The organism is Amycolatopsis sp. NPDC049252, assembly GCF_043197175.1.
Lineage (GTDB): Bacteria > Actinomycetota > Actinomycetes > Mycobacteriales > Pseudonocardiaceae > Amycolatopsis.
This window is the reverse complement of the sequence record NZ_JBICSQ010000008.1, coordinates 161,833-178,973: the sequence shown is the minus strand read 5'-3', so window position 1 is coordinate 178,973 and position 17,141 is coordinate 161,833. Positions and strand designations below refer to the sequence as shown.

Here is a 17,141-nt window from a genome sequence, read left to right as displayed (position 1 = left end):
AACTTTCCCATACCCAAGAGGGAGATTGTGAGCATGTCGAACACAGCCGAATGCCGGATCTGCGGCGGCACGGTCGAAGAGTTCTTCGACTTCGGGCGCCAGCCGCTCTCCGACGCCTTCGTCGCGCCGGGTGCCGACCCGGAGAAGGAGTTCTTCTTCCGCCTCGCCGTCGGCCTGTGCGGCGGCTGCACGATGGTGCAGCTGATGGAGGAGGTGCCCCGCGAGGCGATGTTCCACGAGGAGTACCCGTACTACTCCTCGGGTTCCGTGGTGATGCGCGGCCACTTCGAGGACCTCGCCAAGCACCTGATCGCCACCGAGCTCACCGGCGACGACCCGTTCGCCGTCGAGATGGGCTGCAACGACGGCATCATGCTCAAGACGCTGGCCGACTCCGGCATCCGGCACCTGGGCGTCGAGCCCTCCGGTGGCGTCGCCGACGTCGCGGCGTCGAAGGGCGTGCGCGTGCGCAAGTCGTTCTTCGAGGAGTCGACCGCGCGCGAGATCCTCGCCGAGGACGGCCCGGCCGACGTCGTCTACGCGGCCAACACCCTGTGCCACATCCCGTACATGGACTCGATCCTCGACGGCGTGAAGGCGCTGCTCAAGCCGACCGGCGTGTTCGTGTTCGAGGACCCGTACCTGGGCGAGATCGTGCGGCGCACGTCGTTCGACCAGATCTACGACGAGCACTTCTACTTCTTCACCCTGCGTTCGGTGCAGCAGATGGCGCAGCGCCACGGCCTCGAGCTCGTCGACGCGCAGCGGCTCGACGTCCACGGCGGGGAAGTGCGGTACACGCTGGCGCCGGCCGGATCCCGGACGCCGTCGGCGGCCGTCCACGAGCTGCTCGCCGAGGAAGAGGCCGCCGGGCTGCACGAGCGCGCGACGCTGGAGGCGTTCGGCGCGAAGGTGCTGCAGGTCAAGGACGACCTCGTCGCCCTGCTGCGGCAGGCGAAGGCCGACGGCAAGCGCGTCGTCGCCTACGGCGCCACGGCGAAGAGCGCGACCATCGCGAACCTGTGCGGCCTCGGCCCGGACCTCGTCGAGTTCGTCTGCGACACCACGCCGGCCAAGCAGAACCGCCTCACCCCGGGCACGCACATCCCGGTGAAGCCGGCCGCCGCGTTCTCGGACCCCTACCCGGACTACGCGCTGCTGTTCGCGTGGAACCACGCCGACGAGATCATGGCCAAGGAACAGGCGTTCCGCGACGCCGGCGGCCAATGGATCCGCTACGTGCCGACGGTCCGGCTGGTCTGATGACCGAGACCACGACGTTCCCGCTCTCCTGGATCGGCGACTGGGCGCCGGAGCCGATCCCGGGCGGCGCGGCGGGCATCTTCAACTCGGCCGTGGCGGCGTTCGCCGTCGCCACGGCCTGGGAGGCCGGCGCCCTCGACGTCCTCCACGGCGGCGCGACCCTGGACGTGCCCGGGTTCTGCGCGGACCGCGACCTGCACGAGCCGTCGATCCGGAGCACGTTCGCGGCGCTGGCTTCGGCCGGCATCGTGGTGCGCGAAGGGGACGCCGTCGTGGCCGGCCCGGAGTTCGCCGAGGTTTACCGGGCCAAGGCGTTCTTCCACTGGCTGACCATCGGCTGCGGCGAGCTGTTCGCGAACATGCCGCGGATCGTCCGCAACGCCGAGCGTACCGGCGAGTTTTTCCGGCGTGACGCGGCGGCCATCGGGTTCGCCTGCCGGGACATCAACCGGCAGGCGTTCGACCCGGTGTTCGCCGAAGCCCTGGCGGACCTGGACTTCCCGGTGACCAAGGTGGCCGACCTCGGCTGCGGCGGCGGCGGGCGCCTGGTCGACCTGGCCCGCCGGTTCCCGGGTGTGCGGGGCGTCGGCGTCGACATCGCCCCGGCGGTGCTGCGCTCGGCGGCGTCGAACGCCGAAGCCGAGGGACTGAGCTTCGAGTTCGTCGAGGCGGACGTCCGCGCTCTCGGGCCGTCGCCGCGCTTCGACGGCGTCGAACTGTTGACGTGCTTCATGATGGGGCACGACTTCTGGCCGCGGGAGCGCTGTGTGGCGACCCTGCGGATGCTGCGCGAGGCGTTCCCGGACGCCCGCCGGTTCCTGCTCGGCGACACCGCGCGCGCCGAAGGCGTGCCGGACCGCGAGAAACCCGTGTTCACGCTGGGGTTCGAGACCGCGCACGACCTGATGGGCGTCGACCTGCCGACGCTCGCGCAGTGGGACGGCGTGTTCGCCGAGAGCGGCTGGCGCCTGCTGCGCGCCCGGCCGGTCGAGGTGCCCGCCGCGTCCGTGATCTTCGAACTGGGCTGAGAGGGGACGACCATGCGGGTCCTGGTGACCGGTGGAGCGGGCTTCATCGGGTCGAACTACGTCCGGCAGGCGCTGTCCGGCGGGTACCCGGTCTTGGCCGGCGCCGAGGTGACGGTGCTCGACAAGCTGACCTACGCCGGGAACCGGGCGAACCTCGCCCCGGTCGCCGGTAGTGAACGGCTGACGTTCGTCCACGGCGACATCTGCGACGCCGCGGTGGTGGCGGACGTGATGCGCGGCGTCGACCTCGTGGTGCACTTCGCCGCGGAGTCGCATGTGGACCGCTCGATCGCCGGGTCGGGCGACTTCGTGCTGACGAACGTCCTCGGCACGCACACGCTGCTCGAAGCGGCGCTGCGGGCCGAGGTCGGCAAGTTCGTGCACGTGTCGACCGACGAGGTGTACGGCTCGATCGACGACGGCTCGTGGCCCGAGGAGCACCCGCTGGAGCCGAATTCGCCGTACTCGGCGGCGAAGGCGTCGTCGGACCTGCTGGCGCGGGCCTACTTCCGCACGCACGGCCTGCCGGTGTGCGTGACGCGGTGCTCGAACAACTACGGGCCGTACCAGTTCCCGGAGAAGGTGATCCCGCTGTTCGTCACCAACCTGCTCGACGGCGGGCAGGTGCCGCTCTACGGCGACGGCCTGAACGTGCGCGACTGGCTGCACGTGGACGACCACTGCCAGGGCATCCAGCTCGTCGCCGAAGCGGGCCGGCCCGGCGAGGTGTACAACATCGGCGGCGGGACCGAGCTGAGCAACCTGGACCTGACCGGCCGGTTGCTGGACGCGGCCGGCGCCGGCTGGGACCGCGTCCGCCGGGTCGAGGACCGCAAGGGCCACGACCGGCGGTACTCCGTGGACATCACGAAGATCGGCACCGAGCTGGGGTACGCGCCCCAGGTGAAGTTCGACGAGGGCCTGGCCGCGACGGTGGCCTGGTACACCGCGAACCGGTCCTGGTGGGAGCCGTTGAAGAAACGAGCCGCCGAAAGGTGAAGACGGCTCGGGCCGGCGTCGGCTATGTTGGCTTCTTCGGTCGGCGTGCTGGGGGGTCGGAGGCGATGGAAGGTGCGGGCCGGTACGACCTCGTGACCGAGCGGCGATTCCCGAACCCGCTGGAAACCGGGACCGACACGGGCGCCGCGCCCGCGGTGGTCGGTGACCGGTACGAGCTCGGCGAACTGCTCGGCAGCGGCGGCACCGCCCGCGTCTACCGGGCCCGCGACCGCGGCACGGACGGCGCCGAGTGCGCCGTCAAGCTGTTCCACCGCAACGCCGCCACCCTCGGCCCCCGCCGCGCCCGCGAGACGGCGATCCTGCAGGGCCTCGACCACCCGGGGGTCGTCGGCCTGCACGACGCCGGCGAGGAAGACGGCCGCGCGTACCTCGTGATGCAGCTCGTCGAGGGCGAGGACCTGGCCGAGCGCCTGCTCACCGGACCGCTCGGCCTCGACGAGATCACCGCCGTCGCCCGGCGGCTGGCCGACGCGCTGGCCCACGTGCACGAGCGCGGCGTCATCCACCGCGACCTCAAGCCGGGCAACGTACTGCTCGGCGGGGACGGCGCGATGATCACCGACTTCGGCGTCGCGTACCTGCTGGACACCACGCGCGTCACGGCGGTCGGCTCGGTCGCCGGGACGGCGGCGTACATGGCGCCGGAGCAGGTGCTCGGGGAGCCCGTGGGCCCGCCCGCCGACGTCTACGCGCTGGGGCTCGTGCTCATCGAAGCCGTGACGGCCGAGCGGGAGTACGCCGGCCCGCGCGTCGAGGCCGCGCTCGCCCGGCTGAGCCGGCAGCCGCGCATCCCGGAGGGCCTGCCGGACGAGCTTTCCCAGGTGCTGCACCTGATGACGGCCCGCGACCCGGCGTTGCGCCCGACCGCCGCCGAGGTCGTGCGGGCGCTGTCGGGGACCTCTTCGTTGCCGTCCGGCCTGGTGACACCGCCTTCGCTGCCTTCGCGTCGCAAACGCGGCGTGGTCGCGGCGGCCGTGCTCTCGCCGGTGGCCGCCGGGCTGGTGCTGGTCGCGCTGGTGACGGGCAGCGGCCGGGTGACCGACAGCCTGCACTCGCCGTCCTATCCGGACCCCGGCCGGATCCCGGCGACGTCGTTCGCCCCGCCGCCCTCCGGCCCCGTCCTCACCCCGGTCGGTTCGGACGCGGTCCTGCCGCCGGGCGAAGGGAAAGCGCCCTCCGGCGGGACCCCGGCGGCCGTCCAGGCGCCGCCGCCGTCGATGACCACGGTGACGTCGACCGCGACCCGCGGTCCGCACCGCCCGCTCCACCACCACACCCCGCAGAAGCCGCACGAGAGCGGCAAAACCTTCCCGCCGGGCCGGAGCGCCAAGTAACGCGTGGCGTGTGGCGGGGCTCACGTGGGGCGCGGAAAGTCGTGGCCGTCGGAGGCCGGGATCGCCGAGCGCGTCCGGAGGGTTACCGGGAGCATGGGGTCATGGCGCGACGTCTGGCTGCGGCCCTCCTCCTGGTGGCACTGTCCCCGTTCGTCGCCGAGTTCCTGCTCGGCGACCAGTACCTCAGCGGCACCCCGCGGCCCGGGCAGCAGTTCGGCCAGTTCGGCATGTTCGTCGCCTTCTACGGCAGCGCCGCGCTGCTCATCCGCGAGCTCGCCCGGCACCTGAACCGCGGCTGGCCGACGATCCTCACCCTGAGCCTCGCTTTCGGCCTGCTGGAAGAAGGATTGCTGACGCAGTCGCTGTTCAACCCGGACTACCTGGGCATCCGCGTGCTCGACGCCGGGCACATCCCGGCCCTGGGGATCGGCGCGCCGTGGACGGTGTACGTGCTGACACTGCACGTCGTGTGGAGCATGGGCACGCCGATCGCGATCACCGAGGCGCTGTTCGGCCGGGAACCGTGGCTGGGCAAGCTGGGCCTGGTCTTCTGGTCGGTCGTGTTCGTCCTCGGCTGCGCCGCCGAGTTCCTGATCTCCCTGCTGGTCGGGCCGGCACCGTTCATGGCGGCGCCGGCCCAGCTGATCGTGGCCGGGCTGATCGTGATCGGGCTGGTGGTGCTGGCGATCCGCGGCTTCCGCAAGCCGCCGCGCGACGCGCCGAAGGGCCACCGCTGGGCCGGGTTCGCGGTCGGCCTGGTCGCCGGCACCGGTGTGCAGCTGCTGGAACGCTGGGAGTCGATTTCGCCGTGGCTGCTGGCCGCGCTGATGCTGGTGCTGGTCGTGGTGGCCGCGGTGGTCGTCCGGGCCCTGAACCCACCGGCGTTCGCCCCGGCGGCGGGCACCCTGCTGACGTACTGCTGGGTCGGCCTCAACACCGCGATCGGCCAGGGCGTGGTGGCGATCGTCGAGCAGTCGGTGCTGGTGGCCGTCGCGGTGGCACTGCTGCTGGTCACGGCCCGCCGGACCACCGCCGGCGAGCCCCGTCTTCGCCCGGAATGACCGGGTTCTTACCCCCCGGCCGAGCACGCTCGCCGGCGCGGATGGTCAGCTTGCCCGTTCCCAAAGCGGCAGGCGGAAGGTCGCGTAGGTGAACTTGCCGCTGATCTTCCCGGCGGGGTCGAAGTGGAAGACGTCCAAGCCGTGCCACTGCACGCGGCCGCCGTAGCGGAGCCGGGCGAACCACCGCAGCGGCGGTATCGCGCGCCGGCCGTGCGCGCCGGTCAGGTCCAGCCGGCACACCCAGCGGATCGTCGCCCGGCCGCGGGGTTCGTCGATCACCTGGTCGTAGACGTCGAAGGTCATCGCGCCGTAGCGGCCGGCGAACTGCGGCGCGAACGCCGCCCGGATCGCGGGAAGGCCGCGCAGTTCGGGGCCGCGGCCGGGCAGGTAGCGGGCGTCCTCGGCGAAGAAGGACATGACCCGGTCGAGGTCGGGGTCGTTGAAGGAGGCCACGAAGGCGTCGATGGTCTGGCCGAGATCGGTGCTGCGGGCGGTCATGTGCATGCCGTTTCGGAGTGGGGAGCGGGTCGGGCCGAGGTTATAAGAACAGCGTCTCGTTAACAAGAGAACATCGTTCTGCTAGATGACGGGCTAGGCTGGTGACCGCCATGGAAGCGTCGTTCCAGCGGGCCCGGCGCCCGGAGCAGAAGAACCAGCGGCGCGAGACGATCCTCGCCGCCGCCGACGACCTCGCCCGGGCTTCGGGTGTGGCCCGGGTCAGCCTGGGCGACATCGCCGCGGCGGTCGGGCTGGCCAAGTCCAACGTCCTGCGCTACTTCGGCACGCGCGAAGAGATCTACCTCCAGCTGACGATGCGGGAAGGCACGGACTGGGCCGCTGCCGCCGGCGCCGCGCTGGCCGAGGCGAACGGCTTTTCCGCGGCGGCGGCCGCCCTCGCCGACGCTTACGCCGACCGGCCGTTGTACTGCGACCTCACCACCCATGCCGAGACGATGCTGGAGCACAACGTGTCGGTGGCCGCCCTGCGGATCTACAAACGGTGGGCCATCGACACCTACTTCACCGTCGGCCGGCAGCTCACCACCGCCTGCCCCGAGCTGACCGGCGCCGACGGGGCGTCCCTGGTCATGGCGGCCGGCGCGTTCGTCGCGAAGCTGTTCCCGTTGACCCGTCCCTCGGCCGAACTGCGGGAGCTGTACGACCTCGAACCGGAGATCGCCCGGGTGTTCCCCCCGTTCCGGCCGACGCTGCAGCGCATGATCGCCGCGACCGCGGCCGGGCTGCCGGCCACCCATTGACGCGGCGCAAGTACTCGTCCCCCCACTGGAGGTTCCGTGCCCAAGGGCTACTGGGTCAGCGTCTACCGCTCCATTTCGGATCCCGGGAAGCTGGCTGCCTACAACAAACTGGCCGGTCCGGCCGTCAGGGCCGCGGGCGGGCGGACCTTCGCCCGCGACGGCCGGGTCGTCGCCCACGACGCCGGAATCGCCGAGCGCACCGTCCTGGTCGAGTTCGACAGCTTCGAACAGGCGGTCGCCGCACGGGCGAGTGCGGCCTACCAGGAGGCGCTGGCCGCACTTGACGACGGCGTCGAACGCGACTTCCGCATCGTCGAAGGCCTCGACTGACGATCGAACAACGCCTTGTGCGAGCAGGTCCCCGACAGGCGGCTGTTCGAGGAGAATCGAATACCTTGCGGCCCCTTCCCGGTCTGTCCCATCCTCGTGCCGGGAAGGCCGGTTCTGGGGGTGCCGGTTTTCCGAGCGGACCCGCGGCGAACGCGGACGAGGGCACACCGGTCCGCCGAGGGGGCGGAACCGGCGTGCGGCTCGTTCAGGAGCCGGCCCGGCGGTGCCCGAGGAGGTCGGCGCCCAGGACCGTCAAGCGGTGAACGACCGCCGTGCCGGTCCGTTCGCTGGTGACCAGGCCGGACGAGCGGAGGATCGAGGCGTGGTAGCTCGCGGCCGAGGTGGTGATCCCGACCCGGCGGCCCAGCTCGGTCGTCGTGCAGCCGTCGGCGAGCACGCGCAACGCGCTCGCCCGGGTGGCGCCCAGCAGGTCGGCCAGCGGTGCCGGGTCACCTGACGCGCCGGCCGGCCGGCTCCGGCGATCCGGGCGGGGCTCGGCCGGGTAGACGAGGACCGGCGGCAGCCCGGGATCGGCCAGGAGCGTCGGGGCCTGCCGGCAGAAGTAGGCCGGGACCAGCCGCAGTCCGCGGCCGGCGAGGTCGAGCTCGCCCGAGACGTGGTCGCCGGCCAGCTCGAGGACCTGGCCGCGCCAGGTGAGCGCGGGATGCAGCGCCGTCAGCAGGCCGTCGATTCCCCCGGTGGCGAGGAGCCGGGTGCGGGCGGCGACCTCGTCGTCGACGACCTTCTCGATCCGGGTCCAGTACGGGCCGAGCGTCCGCCGGTGGTAGTCGGCCAGCCCGTGGCGCAGGTCGTCGAGTTCCCGGCGGTCACCGGCGGCCAGCCGGGCGCCCCAGCGCGGTGGCACCGACCCGCCGGAGAGCACGGCCAGTTCGGCGGCGAGCCGGCTCGCCGGGGTTCGCGTCAGCGCGTCGAGTCCCGCTTCGAGGCTCGTCGAGGCTTCGCCCGGGGTGAGGAAGTCGGGGGAGTAGCCGCGTGCGGGCGCGAGGCGGAACAGGGCGCGGAGGCGGGCGTCGATCGTCACGCCCGCCCGCCAGCGGTCCAGCCTCGGGTCGGTGGCGCGGTCCTGCAGGGCGTGCAGGCTGAGCAGGAGCTCCCACAGGGGGTCGGGCCGCGTGGTGAAGGTGAGCCGGGTCAGGTCCGCGGTCGAGAAGCGGATGCGCAGCGGCATGGTCGGTGGGCACCTTTCGGGAATCGCCGCGAAGCGGCTGGACCGCCGGGACTTCGGTGGCGGCGTCCGATGATGTGCGGGGACCGCGTCGGCGGAGAAGACCCCGGGGGTTGCCTCTTCGGCCGTGTGGTGGGGAAACCCGGTCGGACCAGCGGAAAGACCGGTGTGACACGTGCTTCACGGATGTCTTGATCACGGTTTCCGCTAGCCTGTGCCGTCGGCCGCGTCGCGCCGGCGTTTCACCGAGACCGGGACAGGAAGCCGTGGCTGGACAGGAGCCCGCACCGTTCGGCCGCGAGCTGCGCCGCGTCCGCACCGCACGCGGGCTCTCGCTCGCCCGGCTCGCCGAGAGGACCCACTACAGCAAGGGTTACCTCAGCAAGATCGAGACCGGGGCGAAGCCGGCGTCCGCGGAGCTCGCCCGGCGCCTCGACGAGGTCCTCGACGCCGGCGGCCACCTCGCCCGTCTGCTCGCGCCGGGTCCGGTCCCCGCCGACGTCTGCCCGTACCGCGGGCTGGCCGCCTTCGAGGAGACCGACGCGCAGTGGTTCTTCGGGCGGGAGGAGACGACCGGGGAGATCCTGCGCACGGTCGCCGGCGCGCTCGGCAACGGCCGGCCGGCCGTGCTGGTCGGGCCGTCGGGGGTCGGCAAGTCGTCGCTGGTGCACGCGGCCCTGCTGCCGGCCCTGGCGCGCGACGCCCTGCCCGAGTCGGCCGGCTGGCCGGTGCTGACGATGACCCCGACCGCGGACCCCGGTGCCGAGCTCGCCCGCCGCGCCCGGCACGTGCCCGTCACGGCGGCCGAGCGGATCGTGCTGGTCGTCGACCAGTTCGAAGAGCTGTTCACGCTCTGCGCGGACGAAGGCGAGCGGGTCGCGTTCGTCCACGCGCTCGGCGGGATCGCGGCGACCGGCCGGGCGCTGGTCGTGCTGGCGGTGCGCGCCGACTTCTACGACCGGTGCCTGACCTACCCGCACCTGCTGGAAGCGTTGCGCCGCAACCAGGTCACGGTCGGCCCGATGACCGGGACCGAGCTGCGGGCGGCCATCTCCCGGCCGGCCGGGCTGGCCGGGCTGACGCTGGAGCCGGGCCTGGTCGACGTCCTGCTCGCCGAAGTCGGGCCGGGTTCGCTGCCGCTGCTCTCGCACGCTCTCGTCGCGACGTGGCAGGAACGCGAGGGGACCACCCTCACCGTGGCGGGGTACCGCCGGACCGGGGGGATCGCCAACGCCGTCGCGGAGACCGCCGAACGCGCCTACGCCGCATTGCCCGAGCACGCCCGGGACGCGGCGCGCGCGTTGCTGCTGCACCTGGTGCGCGTCGGCGAGCAGGAGCAGGACTCCCGTCGTCCGTCCGGCCGGGCCGCGCTGCGCCGTCAGCTGCCCGATCCCGGCCACGTCGAGACCGCCGTCGAGGTGCTGGCCACCGCGCGCCTGCTCACCGTCGACGCCGAAACCGTGACGATCGCGCACGAAGCCCTGCTGCACGCGTGGCCGCGGCTGCACGACTGGATCGAGTCGGACCGGTCCGGACTCCGGTTGCACCAGCAGCTGCGCGAGGCCGCCGAAGCGTGGGACCGCGAGCAGCGCGACCCGGGCCTGCTCTCCCGCGGGGCCCGGCTGGAGCTGACGTCCGGCTGGGCGGCCGGGCACCCGGGGCGGCTCGGCGAGGTCGAACGCGACTTCCTGACGGCGTCCCGCGCCGAAGAGGAATCCGGCAGGCTCGCCGCCCGGCGGCGGACCCGGCGGCTGCGCCGGCTCGTCGCCGGGCTCACGGTGATGACGCTGCTCGCGGTGACCGCCACGGTCGTCGCCGTCGAACAGAGCCGTGCGGCGACCGGCCAGCGCGACCTCGCGATCTCGCGTGCCGTCGCCGGACAGGCCAACGACCTGCGGCCCACCGACCCGGCGCTCGCGACCCGGCTCAGCCTGGCCGCCTACCGGGTCGCGGACACGCCGGAGGCACGCAGTGCCGTGCTCGCGTCGTCCGGGTCGACCCCGGTCCGGCAGCTGGCCGGGCAGCCGGGGTCCGTCACGAAGATCGTCGCGAGCGCGGACGGGCGCACGGTCGTCACGTCGGGGCAGGACGGTTCGACCCGCATCTGGTCGGTGACCGCCGACCACTCCCTCGCCCCGGTCGCGACCCTGCCGGGCCCGGCGCAGGTCACGACGCTCGCGCTCGCCGGATCGCTGCTGGCGATCGCCGGGGAGTCCGGGAGCACCCGGCTGTGGCGGCTGGACGCGCGGCCGGTGCCGCTGGGGCCGGTCCCGGACGGGCCGCCGGTCGAAGCCGCCGCGTTCGGCGACGGCGGGAAGCTGCTCGCGCTGGGCCGCGCCGACGGCACCATCGCGGTGTGGGACACCACCGATCCCGCCGAGCCGGCCGCGCTCGGCGTCCTCAGCGGACACACCGGCAAGGTGGTGAGCCTGGCGTTCGCGCCGCACGCGCGGCTGCTGCTCAGCGGCGGCGAGGACTTCACCGCCCGGCTGTGGGACCTCACCGGCCCCGTCCGCACCGGGACCGTCCTGGACACCAAGGGCGCCGCGGTCCGCTCGGTCGCGTTCGGCCCGGACGGTCGCGCCGTCGTCGGCAGCGACGACCACACCGCCGACCTGTGGGCGCCCGGCGGGCCGGCCCGGCTCGTCCGCGCCGGACCGCTGGACCGGGACACCATGGCCGTGCACCACTTCGCCTTCGGCCCGGACGGGCGGACCGTCGCCGCGGTCGGCGACGACCAGACCGTCCGGCTGTGGGACACCGGGGGCACGGTGATCACCACCCTGCACGTCCCGGCACCGGCCCGCGGCGCGGCGTTCGCCGACGGCGGGCGCCTGCTGGTGACCGGCGACGACATCGGCGGGCTGTGGCTCTGGCGCCTGCCGCCGCCGGCGTTCTCCCGCACCGCCGGCGTCGACGCCCTCGCGTTCCGGCCGGGCACCGGGACCCTGGCCATCGGCGAGGAGGACGGCACGGTGGAGCTGCGTGACGGAGACGCGTTCACCCGGCTCCCCGCCGGAGACGCACCGGTCCACGCCCTGGAGTTCAGCCCCGACGGCACGCTGCTCGCCGCCGCGGGCGAGGACGGCGCCGTCCGGCTCTGGCGCACGGCCGGGTGGGTGCCGCTGGCGACGTTCAGGCCCGGCGACAAGCAGCTCGAGGCGCTCGCCTTCGCGCCGTCGGGCCGCCTGCTCGCCGTCGCCGGCGACAGCCGGGTGATCGGCCTCTGGTCGCTCGCCGACCCCGGCGCCCCGGCGCCGGTGGCCAGGCTGGCCGGGCACGAGAACGTCGTCCGCGGGCTCGCGTTCGCCCCGGACGGGCGGACGCTGGCCAGTGCGAGCGACGACTACAGCGCGCGGCTGTGGGACGTCCACGCCCCGGCCCACCCCGGCCGGGGCGTGGCCGTGCCCTGGCAGGCCAACGCGATCAACACGGTCGCGTTCACCCCGGACGGGCACGTGCTCGCGACCGGCGGCGACGACCACACCGTGCGCCTGTGGGACGTCACCGGGCCGCAGCCGCGGGCCCTGGCGGTGCTCACCCAGGCGGGCTCGGTGCAGAAGGTGGCGTTCGGCCCGGACGGCCACCAGGTCGCGACGGTGGCGGTGGACGGCACGGCCCGGCTCTGGGACCTCACCGACCCCCGCGACCCGGTGCCGACGGCGACGTTCGCCGGCCACACCGACCTCGCCGCGGCGCTCGCGTTCGCCCCCGGCGGAGGGTGGCTGGCGACGGGCAGCCAGGATCGGTCCGTCCGGTTCTGGCAGACGAGCCCGTCCGAGGCCGCCGCGCGGATCTGCGACCTGTCCGGGCCGGTCCTGACCCGGCAGGAGTGGGACGAATACCTCGGCGGCGCGCCGTACCGGACGCTCTGCTGACGCGCCGCCGGTTGCGAAAGCTACGGGACGATCTTCCAGGTCTGGGCGCCCGAGCAGCCGCCTTGCTGACCGGACACCGCGGTGAAGTTGACCAGTACCCCGGCGTCGCCGGTGTGGACGTTCACCGGTTCGGTGACGTCGACGCCGACCGTGACAGCCACGTCGTTGCCGTGCCACAGCACGTTTCCGTGCAGGTCCAGGACCTTCAGGTACAGCACCGCCATGCCGTTGTTGGGGTTCAGCTGGCTGGAGATCTCGATGCTGTCGACATGCGATCCGCCGGGGGTCCAGCCGCCCCTGATCAGGAAGTTGGTGCCGCCGCCGGTCGGGTTTCCGCAGGCCTGGCCCGTGCTGACGTTCTGCGAGATGGTGGCGCCGCCGAACTGTGCGGCGCTGAGCACACGGACGTTCATCGGGGCCGCGCTCGCAACCGTGGGCAGAAGCACGGCGACTCCGGCCGCGGCTGCCGCTCCGGCGAGGGTTTTCCTGAGCATGCCGCAAATCCCTTCAGATTGGTTATTTTCCACAATTGAAGGTATTTGGTTCTCTGCTGAGCGACAACCTATTCGATCTTGCTCGAAAAGCTCATGCGTCGGGAGCCGGCCGGCCGTGCCCGGTGATGAGGTGTTCGGCAGAGGGCTGGCGCTGCTGCTGACGACCAACGCCGGCGACCGCTTCGAGGTGGGGGCACCACCACCCACGTCGAGGAGGCACCCGCGCTGGTCGAGTCCTGCGCGGCCGATCCGGCGCTCGTCGATCTGGCCATGCCGCCGCTGGGCGGAGCGGCCGCGATCCGCCAGATCAAGCGGCGGCACCCGGCCACCCGCGTGCTCGCGCCGGCCGGATCGGACGATCTGGAATTCGCCGAGCGGGCGCTGCGCGCCGGAGCGGACGGCCTGGAGACCCGGGACATCGGCGGCCGGATGCTGGTCTCCGAACGCACGGCCAAGCGCGTGGTCGCCTCGTTGCTGAACCGGATCGGCGCGGCCAACCGGGTCGAAGCGGCCGGCCTGGCCGGGGCCTACGGCCTGCTCGACCACGATCCCGCGGACCGTCCACAGTAGAGGCTCCGGCCGTCCGCCGCACCGATCATCATGTGCTTTCTCGTGCTCAACACTCCCTTTGCCGGTTGTGCGGTTCAGTCGATCCGCTGTGCCAGCCTGGCGAACCCCGTCGACAGCCCGGGAGCACCCGCCGTTCAGCCGTTCGGCGTCAGCGTTCGCGGGCTGAGAACCGTCGATCTGCCGGAGCGGGCTTGATGGACAAGCCGGATTACGTCATCGGGGTGATGGTGCGGCCCGCGGCTAAACGCCCCCGGCGCCACGAGCGTGACGTGATCGGTTGACCACGTTCGGCTGCCGTACATCCGAAGGAGACAGCACATGCGATCGTTGATCGGCAAGTTCGTCCAGGGAGTTGCCGGGTCCGGATTCGGGTTTGCGGTCGTGGGGCTATCGCTGGTGACAGCGAGTGTTCTGGCCCCACCCGCGTCTGCGACGCCCAGGACGGCACCCGGTTCCGATGTGCCCGTGTCGGCCGGGGCGCCGGCGTCCGCTCAAGCGATACCCGGCGGTTTCTACTGCGGCAACGCGACGTCGCCGGTGGTCTGCATCCCTTGCCGGCCCGACAAGGGAGAGCCCACGTGTGCCTACGCCCCGTTCGAAAGCGCAGCCACGGCGATGCGCTACGTCATGATCGACAACCACGCCTCGGGCGGTGAGCGGTGCCGCCTCTACGTGGACGGAGTGGGGCTCTACAACTGGATCTACATCGACGCCGGTGATTCCAGCGAACACGAGATCGGCACCATTCCGGCCGGGCGCGGATACAACGTACGGTGCCAGGCACGGGCGGCGCAGCCGTCCGATGCGGGAATCGGCGGAGTGATCTACTACTACTAGAAGGATCCGGCACGGCGGCGGCAGCCCTGTCGCCGCCGGAGGCGGAGCTTGCGGCCGGCGATGATTCCGTCGCCGGCCGCTCACGAAACCGCGGTCGTCGTCTCAAGCCCGGATCCCGTCGTACTCTGTCGCCGAAGATGCTGCGGCCCTGCGGAGGTCGACGATTCTGCCCGCATCGTGCCGTTGCTGGCCGCTGCATCCTGGTCACCGGCCGGTCGGCGACCGCGACGTTCTCGACGAGGGTCAGCGAGTGGCGGTGCCGTGGGTGCGGGCGGCGATGGCCTGCAGGCCGCGGTCGATGAAGGCGATCGTCCAGGCGAAGCTCTCGTCGACATCGACATCGATCTGGAATCCGCCGCCCGCCTCGAAAGTGGTGAATCCGTGCATCGTGCTGCGGAGCATGCGCACGGCGTGGATCTCCTGGTCGGGGTCGAGCTGGTAGCCGCGCAACATGGCGGCCGCGGAGTCGATCATCCGGCTGGCTGCGGCAATCAGTGGGTCGTCGGGCCCGCTCGACCGGGCCGCGTTGGCCGCCGCGAACCGGCCTGGGTGCGTCCTCACGTAGATGCGCATCGCCTGGCTCGCCATCGTCCGGCGTGCCATCCGTCGCGGCGAAGCGGCCGCCGGTGCGGCGCGGTCATGAACCACGTCCGGACGACGCCCGAGCCGGCTCGGGCCCAGTTGCAGCCGACCGCGGAAAGGCTACGTGGGCAGCTGGTGGAGTTCCTCCTCGTGCGCGTCGCGGTGCCGGAACGCTGATCTTGCGCCCGCCGTGGTCCTCGAACGGCGTGGTGCGACGTGCCCGGCGATGCATGCCGATTGCCCAGCCGGCCGGCGCGGTCGCGACCCCCGGTCAGTCGCGGACGCGCTGACGCAGGAAGAGCGCGGCCCGGTCGAGCGCTTCGTCGGCCTCGTCGAGCATGCCGGTGAACGACTGGAACACGTGCGGGACCTTCGCGGTGATGTCGAGGACGACGTCGACCTCCGCGTCGGACGCGCGCATGGCGAGCCGGCGCGCGTCGTCGAGGAGCATCTCGTTCGTGCCGACCTGCACCAGCACGGGCGGCAGACCGGTCAGGTCGGCGGTCACCGCCGGGCTGAGCAGTGGGTGGCGGCGGTCCTGATCCGCGACGTAGAAGCTGCTCATGCGGTCGAGGCTCGCGCGGTCGAGCAGGGGATCCGCGGCTGCTTTGGTCACCATGCTCTCGCCGGTCCGGGTGGCGTCCACACCTGGCGAGAACGCGACGATCGCCGCCGGCACGGGGAGCCCGGCGTCGCGCGCGGCGAGTGCGCCTGTGATCGTCAGCCCACCGCCGGCGGAGTCGCCGGCGAAAGCGATCGACTCGGGCGCGCGCCCCTGTTCGAGGAGCTCCCGGTAGGCCGAGACCACGTCCTGGACGTCCGCTGGGAACGGGTGCTCCGGCGCCAACCGGTAGTCCAGGGAGATGGCGGGGATCCCGGTTCTGACCACCAGGCCCGCGGTGAGGCCGAGTGCCGTGCGGGGAGAGCCGACCACGTGCGACCCGCCGTGCAGGTAGAGCAGGGTCCCGGAGCCGGGTTCGGCGTCCGGGCTGATGTGCAGCGCGGGGCGTCCGCCCAACGACGCGTCGCGCATGTGGATGCCTTCCGGCACCGGTAGCGAGGCCATCAGTTTCGCGAAGTTTTCGCGGGTCTCCGCGACGGACTGCGCTGCCCCGACACCGGCGCCGCGAAGCTGCGCGTCCAGGCGTTCACGCTGAACTGTGGACATCGTCCCGCCTTCCCTTGAGGAGTTCCTGCCACTACAGTATATGCCATGGCAGATAGTGCAAGGGCAGATTCTCTCTCGCTCGACACGCTGTTCGCGGACCTCGTGCGGGTGGAGACGCGGCTTTACAACGCGGTCACCGACCGCGTGAAGGCGGAGGCCGGCGTCGCGGGAGGCTACTTCGAGCTGCTGCGTCATGTTCGCGATCACCCGGACGCACGCGTCGCGGACCTCGCCTCCGCCTTCGCGATCGGCGTCGGAACGACCAGCAAGATCGTCGACCGCCTGGAGAAGCAGGGCTGGCTGGAGCGTCGCCCGAATCCGGCCAACCGCCGCTCGTCTTTGCTCATGCTGACCCCCGAGGGCGAAACGGCCGTGTCCCGGGCGGAGCCTGTCTGGCGGGTGGCGATCCAGGAGATCCTCGGCGGGGCTGTCACCGCTGATGAGCTGACGGCGCTTTCGGCGACTCTCCACGCCCTGCGCTCGAACCTGGAACGACGTCAACTGGGGCTCCCGGCCGGATGAGGTGAATCCCTCGCATGCGAGGTGCCTGCATCTCCGGGCGGCCCCCCGGTCGTCGGTGGCGGCTGGAGCACCACCGTCGCCTCGCCGTTAGCCTGGATTCGAGCGGGGTCACCTGGTGACGTCCGCGTCGGTCGTGCCGGCTTCGACGGTGTCCAGAAGGGCTCGCAGCGAGGCGAGCTGGCCGGCGTCAAGGGCGCCGAAAGCCTGCTCGACAGCCTTCTCGCCGGCGGCGACTCCGGTCGCGAGCGTGGCGCTTCCCGCCGCCGTCAGCACGACCAGCTTGGAGCGACGGTCGCCCGGGGCGGCCGTGCGCCGGACCAGACCGTCGCGTTCCAGTGCCTCCACGGCCTGGGTGATCGAGCGGGGGGCCATCGTGAGGTTCTCGGCCAGCGCGGCCTGGTTGACCGGTGCGTGCCGGTCCACCGCCTGCAGCAGCTTCAAGCGGGCCAAGGAGATCCCGTCCGCGGCCAGCTGCTCGTCGATCTTCCGGCGCACCTGGTGGGCGACCTCCAGATAGCGCAGCCCGAGGGCGGCCACCTCGCTCATCGTCACTCCTCGACTGGTTCGTGAGGTACCTCAGTACATGCTAGCGTTGCTGAGGTACCTCAC

At 72.4% G+C, this 17,141-nt stretch carries 17 protein-coding genes; 11 read left to right on the top strand and 6 right to left on the bottom strand.

Features of this window, described 5'->3' with window-relative positions:
- Positions 1-33 precede the first annotated feature (33 nt).
- The 5 genes from ACGFMK_RS13880 to ACGFMK_RS13860 all read left to right on the top strand — a co-directional run bounded on the left by ACGFMK_RS13880 (position 34) and on the right by ACGFMK_RS13860 (position 5,706).
- Positions 34-1,263 carry a methyltransferase domain-containing protein gene (locus tag ACGFMK_RS13880; RefSeq protein WP_392761911.1) on the top strand — a complete coding sequence of 410 codons (1,230 nt, stop codon included), beginning with the start codon at positions 34-36 and terminating at the stop codon, positions 1,261-1,263.
- Positions 1,263-2,291, top strand: coding sequence for a class I SAM-dependent methyltransferase (locus ACGFMK_RS13875; protein WP_392761909.1), 1,029 nt, complete (start codon positions 1,263-1,265; stop codon positions 2,289-2,291). Before ACGFMK_RS13880 ends, ACGFMK_RS13875 begins: the two co-directional genes overlap by 1 nt.
- Before the next feature lie 12 nt (positions 2,292-2,303).
- Positions 2,304-3,290 (top strand): dTDP-glucose 4,6-dehydratase, encoded by a 987-nt coding sequence (gene rfbB, locus ACGFMK_RS13870; protein WP_392761907.1) that lies wholly within the window; start codon positions 2,304-2,306, stop codon positions 3,288-3,290.
- A gap of 65 nt (positions 3,291-3,355) precedes the next feature.
- Positions 3,356-4,645 (top strand): protein kinase, encoded by a 1,290-nt coding sequence (locus ACGFMK_RS13865; protein ID WP_392761904.1) that lies wholly within the window; start codon positions 3,356-3,358, stop codon positions 4,643-4,645.
- A gap of 101 nt (positions 4,646-4,746) precedes the next feature.
- Entirely contained in the window at positions 4,747-5,706 is a 960-nt protein-coding gene (locus ACGFMK_RS13860) for a hypothetical protein (RefSeq protein WP_392761901.1), read from the top strand.
- A gap of 45 nt (positions 5,707-5,751) precedes the next feature.
- Here ACGFMK_RS13860 and ACGFMK_RS13855 read toward each other — a convergent pair whose 3' ends face one another.
- Positions 5,752-6,204 (bottom strand): YybH family protein, encoded by a 453-nt coding sequence (locus ACGFMK_RS13855; protein ID WP_392761899.1) that lies wholly within the window; start codon positions 6,202-6,204, stop codon positions 5,752-5,754.
- Between the two features lie 110 nt (positions 6,205-6,314).
- Here ACGFMK_RS13855 and ACGFMK_RS13850 point away from each other — a divergent pair, with 110 nt between their 5' ends.
- Together ACGFMK_RS13850 and ACGFMK_RS13845 are read left to right on the top strand one after the other, a co-directional pair.
- Positions 6,315-6,965, top strand: a complete 651-nt coding sequence (locus ACGFMK_RS13850; protein ID WP_392761993.1) for a TetR/AcrR family transcriptional regulator — start codon at positions 6,315-6,317, stop codon at positions 6,963-6,965.
- A 36-nt stretch (positions 6,966-7,001) separates the two neighbouring features.
- Positions 7,002-7,295, top strand: a complete 294-nt coding sequence (locus ACGFMK_RS13845; RefSeq protein ID WP_392761897.1) for a DUF1330 domain-containing protein — start codon at positions 7,002-7,004, stop codon at positions 7,293-7,295.
- 205 nt (positions 7,296-7,500) lie between these two features.
- Here ACGFMK_RS13845 and ACGFMK_RS13840 read toward each other — a convergent pair whose 3' ends face one another.
- Positions 7,501-8,484: a DUF5937 family protein gene (locus tag ACGFMK_RS13840; RefSeq protein WP_392761894.1), complete on the bottom strand. Its 984-nt coding sequence runs from the start codon at positions 8,482-8,484 to the stop codon at positions 7,501-7,503.
- 263 nt (positions 8,485-8,747) lie between these two features.
- Between ACGFMK_RS13840 and ACGFMK_RS13835 the strand changes: the two genes are divergently transcribed.
- Positions 8,748-12,359, top strand: a complete 3,612-nt coding sequence (locus ACGFMK_RS13835; protein ID WP_392761892.1) for a helix-turn-helix domain-containing protein — start codon at positions 8,748-8,750, stop codon at positions 12,357-12,359.
- A 20-nt stretch (positions 12,360-12,379) separates the two neighbouring features.
- Here the strand turns inward: ACGFMK_RS13835 and ACGFMK_RS13830 are convergent, their stop codons facing one another.
- A complete protein-coding gene (locus ACGFMK_RS13830) occupies positions 12,380-12,853 on the bottom strand; it encodes a hypothetical protein (RefSeq protein ID WP_392761889.1) in 474 nt (157 codons plus the stop codon).
- Positions 12,854-13,078: 225 nt separating this feature from the next.
- Here ACGFMK_RS13830 and ACGFMK_RS13825 point away from each other — a divergent pair, with 225 nt between their 5' ends.
- Both ACGFMK_RS13825 and ACGFMK_RS13820 read left to right on the top strand, forming a co-directional pair.
- Positions 13,079-13,423 (top strand): response regulator, encoded by a 345-nt coding sequence (locus tag ACGFMK_RS13825; RefSeq protein WP_392761990.1) that lies wholly within the window; start codon positions 13,079-13,081, stop codon positions 13,421-13,423.
- Positions 13,424-13,741: 318 nt separating this feature from the next.
- Positions 13,742-14,260, top strand: a complete 519-nt coding sequence (locus ACGFMK_RS13820; protein ID WP_392761886.1) for a hypothetical protein — start codon at positions 13,742-13,744, stop codon at positions 14,258-14,260.
- Between the two features lie 243 nt (positions 14,261-14,503).
- On the opposite strand, the gene ACGFMK_RS13815 is transcribed toward ACGFMK_RS13820, so the two are convergent.
- Both ACGFMK_RS13815 and ACGFMK_RS13810 read right to left on the bottom strand, forming a co-directional pair.
- Positions 14,504-14,833: a TetR-like C-terminal domain-containing protein gene (locus ACGFMK_RS13815; protein WP_392761883.1), complete on the bottom strand. Its 330-nt coding sequence runs from the start codon at positions 14,831-14,833 to the stop codon at positions 14,504-14,506.
- 280 nt (positions 14,834-15,113) lie between these two features.
- Positions 15,114-16,010: an alpha/beta hydrolase gene (locus ACGFMK_RS13810; protein WP_392761881.1), complete on the bottom strand. Its 897-nt coding sequence runs from the start codon at positions 16,008-16,010 to the stop codon at positions 15,114-15,116.
- Positions 16,011-16,055: 45 nt separating this feature from the next.
- Here ACGFMK_RS13810 and ACGFMK_RS13805 point away from each other — a divergent pair, with 45 nt between their 5' ends.
- A complete protein-coding gene (locus tag ACGFMK_RS13805) occupies positions 16,056-16,532 on the top strand; it encodes a MarR family winged helix-turn-helix transcriptional regulator (RefSeq protein ID WP_392761878.1) in 477 nt (158 codons plus the stop codon).
- 108 nt (positions 16,533-16,640) lie between these two features.
- On the opposite strand, the gene ACGFMK_RS13800 is transcribed toward ACGFMK_RS13805, so the two are convergent.
- The gene (locus ACGFMK_RS13800) at positions 16,641-17,078 is read right to left on the bottom strand and encodes a MarR family winged helix-turn-helix transcriptional regulator (RefSeq protein WP_392761876.1); all 438 of its coding nucleotides are present in this window, start codon (positions 17,076-17,078) and stop codon (positions 16,641-16,643) included.
- Between the last annotated feature and the right edge of the window lie 63 nt (positions 17,079-17,141).

What these genes read in the sequence shown, in the direction of transcription:
- ACGFMK_RS13860 (WP_392761901.1), top strand. Translation starts at nt 4,747, where the DNA reads ATGGCGCGACGTCTGGCTGCGGCCCTCCTCCTGGTGGCACTGTCCCCG.
- ACGFMK_RS13805 (WP_392761878.1), top strand. Translation starts at nt 16,056, where the DNA reads ATGGCAGATAGTGCAAGGGCAGATTCTCTCTCGCTCGACACGCTGTTC.
- ACGFMK_RS13855 (WP_392761899.1), bottom strand. Translation starts at nt 6,204, where the DNA reads ATGACCGCCCGCAGCACCGATCTCGGCCAGACCATCGACGCCTTCGTG.
- ACGFMK_RS13830 (WP_392761889.1), bottom strand. Translation starts at nt 12,853, where the DNA reads ATGCTCAGGAAAACCCTCGCCGGAGCGGCAGCCGCGGCCGGAGTCGCC.
- ACGFMK_RS13880 (WP_392761911.1), top strand. Translation starts at nt 34, where the DNA reads ATGTCGAACACAGCCGAATGCCGGATCTGCGGCGGCACGGTCGAAGAG.
- ACGFMK_RS13850 (WP_392761993.1), top strand. Translation starts at nt 6,315, where the DNA reads ATGGAAGCGTCGTTCCAGCGGGCCCGGCGCCCGGAGCAGAAGAACCAG.
- ACGFMK_RS13810 (WP_392761881.1), bottom strand. Translation starts at nt 16,010, where the DNA reads ATGTCCACAGTTCAGCGTGAACGCCTGGACGCGCAGCTTCGCGGCGCC.
- ACGFMK_RS13865 (WP_392761904.1), top strand. Translation starts at nt 3,356, where the DNA reads ATGGAAGGTGCGGGCCGGTACGACCTCGTGACCGAGCGGCGATTCCCG.
- ACGFMK_RS13800 (WP_392761876.1), bottom strand. Translation starts at nt 17,078, where the DNA reads ATGAGCGAGGTGGCCGCCCTCGGGCTGCGCTATCTGGAGGTCGCCCAC.
- ACGFMK_RS13840 (WP_392761894.1), bottom strand. Translation starts at nt 8,484, where the DNA reads ATGCCGCTGCGCATCCGCTTCTCGACCGCGGACCTGACCCGGCTCACC.
- ACGFMK_RS13820 (WP_392761886.1), top strand. Translation starts at nt 13,742, where the DNA reads ATGCGATCGTTGATCGGCAAGTTCGTCCAGGGAGTTGCCGGGTCCGGA.
- ACGFMK_RS13815 (WP_392761883.1), bottom strand. Translation starts at nt 14,833, where the DNA reads ATGCGCATCTACGTGAGGACGCACCCAGGCCGGTTCGCGGCGGCCAAC.
- rfbB (WP_392761907.1), top strand. Translation starts at nt 2,304, where the DNA reads ATGCGGGTCCTGGTGACCGGTGGAGCGGGCTTCATCGGGTCGAACTAC.
- ACGFMK_RS13875 (WP_392761909.1), top strand. Translation starts at nt 1,263, where the DNA reads ATGACCGAGACCACGACGTTCCCGCTCTCCTGGATCGGCGACTGGGCG.